A 2,898-nucleotide genomic window follows, 5' to 3' on the forward strand; every position below is an offset into this window, starting at 1 on the left:
TACAAAAAACTACATAGAAAATTATTCGGATATAAGTGTAGCATATTTTGGGTTAAAGTTAAGATGCGTTTACCCTGGCAGAAGTGGCAATCAAGTCTTCGCTAATGCCTGCGGTCAAACCCGATTTATTTGTCGCTGCAAGGTTGCCAATGTTAATCGAGGCAAATGTGGTCATTAGCCCAAATACTGTGCCTTGAAGACCGAGCAATGGTGCTAGCGCAACGATCGTGTCAAAAATATGATTGAACCGCTTCAGTAGCAGAATTTCGATTTTTCCCTCGGTTTCTAGCGCTAGAATAAATTCTTCAGGTGTCGCCTCTTCAAGCTGCAACGTGCTGAGGAAAATGCGGGCGATCGGTAAGTCAACATTCTGCTTGAGCTTATCGATCGCACTCACCATGTTATTGAGTTGATAGAGCCGCAAAACATCATGAGCAACTTGCTTTTGTCGTCTGTAAATTCTGATCCAGAATAGGGCGCGTTCGCTCGCCAGCGTTACCGACAGAATTGAACAAAGCAGCAGCGGCCACATGACAATACCGCCTGCCAAAAATTGTTCACGTATTGCTGAAAAATTCATCCACCTCTCCTAATTGACCGCTGGCAGTGCCAGCAATTTTGCTCTACAGCACTGATAATAATTTATCTCAATAAAATATCCAATACCAAAGGCTGATGAATTTTAGTCTTCCAAGGTCATACGAGGAAATTGACATCATCTTGAATCAACGCCAGCCGATCTCGACCTGGTGACAAGCAGGTTGAAAGCAATGCTGCGTCAAGGTTTTGAGTTTAGTGAGCCAGCGAAAGGATCTTCGCCTGGTTACTCAAGAAAAGAGAGTGGGGATCGTAGAGAATCAGGTTCAAGGATCTCTCCGACGATATTATAAGTCAATAAGCTGTCAATAATCCGCTATCTTTTTTGACATTTATGGGCTTCAATGCTTTTATCATCAAGGTTCCAGAGGCATTGTCACCCAGTCAACAGCCGATCGCCCAACCCAGTGAGACTGGAACCTGTCCGCACATCGGCTGGGCGATCGCTCGTAAGATCTGCGCCCTTGCTGCAACGAAGCGGTACGCTCTTAACCCTATTCTGTTACTCTGGGAAAATAAAAATAAGAGCCAAATTTTTAACTGTAGATATAGCTAGCATTTGAGCGTTTATTTTCTAACAGAATGGCCCAAATCGAGAATTTTGGTAAAAGTCTTATGCTATAAGCCTTCCAGATTATTTTTTGCCGAAAGTGACAGCATAGGCTTAAGGACTGTAGCGTGCAAAGTAGGATCTCGCTGTACAGTCAACAGTCAACACTCAACAATGATAAGGAGTGCAACCGGAATCGATATAATTCTTAGCTACAAGTCACGCCCAGCAAACAATTAACTTTTTTTCCACAGTTTCTACAGGGCGATCGATACAAAAATAATTAAATAAATAAAAAAAACTGGTGAGCCCTAGACGCCCGACACACATAGTTCGCGACGCGCGCTAACCTCAGAAACCCGGTTTCTACGAAGATTTCTCGTTTTTACAGGCAAAATTTTGCGTAGAAACCGGGAATAAGCGCCCCATGCTTAAGCCCTACACACAGAAAAACCGACCCGCTGGCTTTCTGTGATACGATTTGTTTCTGTTTCAAATCCGGTTAATTAACCTTCCTACCATGAAATTGGTTTGCACCCAAAGTGACCTCAACGCCAACCTCTCGTTGGTAAGTCGGGCCGTTCCCTCCCGCCCGACACATCCGGTACTAGCCAACGTGCTCTTAGTAGCGGATGAGGAAAATCAGCGGGTTAGCTTGACAGCTTTCGATCTCAGTTTGGGCATTCGTACCAGCTTCGCAGCAGAAGTAACAGGCGGCGGCAGTTTTACAATACCCGCTAAATTGCTTAACGATATTGTTTCGAGACTCCCGGATGGAGAGATTACTTTAGAAGACGAAGCCGGAGACACCGTAGCATATCTCACTTGCAGTTCTGGCAGCTACCAAGTTAGAGGCATGGGCCCCGAAGAATTCCCAGAATTACCCGCAATCGAAGCCGGAACAATCCTCAAATTGCCACCCGAAGCCTTGATAGAAGGACTCAAAGGAACTTTATTTGCTACTAGCCCCGACGAGGCAAAACAGGTACTTGCAGGCGTGCATTTAAAAGTATTGCAAGATTGCTTGGAATTTGCAGCTACAGACGGCCACAGATTGGCAGTAGTTCAAACTGCAAATGAAAAAGCTGAAGGCGAAGAAACTCAAGAAGAATTTGAGGTGACAGTCCCCGCTAAAGCATTGCGGGAAGTAGAAAGAATGCTGGTGATGCGACAGTGGACTGAACCTGTAACCCTGCATTTTGAACACGGTCAAGTAGTGTTTGAGTGGGCAGACCAGCGGCTGACAACCCGCACCTTGGAAGGGCAATATCCCGCATACCGGCAGTTGATTCCGCCCTCCTTTGAGCGGCAAATTACCTTAGAAAGGCGATCGTTCTTAGCAGCAGTAGAAAGAATTGCCGTGTTTGCAGACCAAAAAAATAATATTCTCAAATGCAGCATCGACGAGGAGAATCAGGAAATTACTTTGTCTGTAGATGCTAAAGATGTCGGCTGTGGTAAAGAGTCAATGCCCGCACAGATTTCGGGAGATAGCATAGATATTGCTTTCAACGTGAAATACTTAATTGACATTTTGAAAACTGCTCAGTCTCCCGAAATTCAACTGCAATTAAACGGTGCTCTTGCACCTGTAATTTTTCAGCCTTTAGGCGGAGTCAATGCTACATTCTTGGTGATGCCAGTTCAGCTTCGAGCGTAACAGTAGCGTAACAGTAGTCCTCTTCTGTCACTCTAGGCAGAGTATAATAGGACAAAATCTCTCAAACCTGAGCTGGGTCTATGGTTAAGCC

General features: G+C 45.0%; 2 protein-coding genes. One reads left to right on the plus strand and one right to left on the minus strand.

Annotation, left to right across the window (positions count from 1 at the left end):
* Positions 1-58: 58 nt before the first annotated feature.
* Complete coding sequence (locus QUA45_RS28395) at positions 59-580, minus strand: MotA/TolQ/ExbB proton channel family protein (protein WP_333223246.1); 522 nt, start codon at positions 578-580, stop codon at positions 59-61.
* Positions 581-1,667: 1,087 nt separating this feature from the next.
* Between QUA45_RS28395 and dnaN the strand changes: the two genes are divergently transcribed.
* Positions 1,668-2,807 carry a DNA polymerase III subunit beta gene (gene dnaN, locus QUA45_RS28400; protein ID WP_006632140.1) on the plus strand — a complete coding sequence of 380 codons (1,140 nt, stop codon included), beginning with the start codon at positions 1,668-1,670 and terminating at the stop codon, positions 2,805-2,807.
* The last annotated feature ends 91 nt before the right edge of the window (positions 2,808-2,898 follow it).

The organism is Microcoleus sp. Pol12A5 (assembly GCF_036701435.1).
Classification (GTDB): Bacteria; Cyanobacteriota; Cyanobacteriia; order Cyanobacteriales; family Microcoleaceae; genus Microcoleus.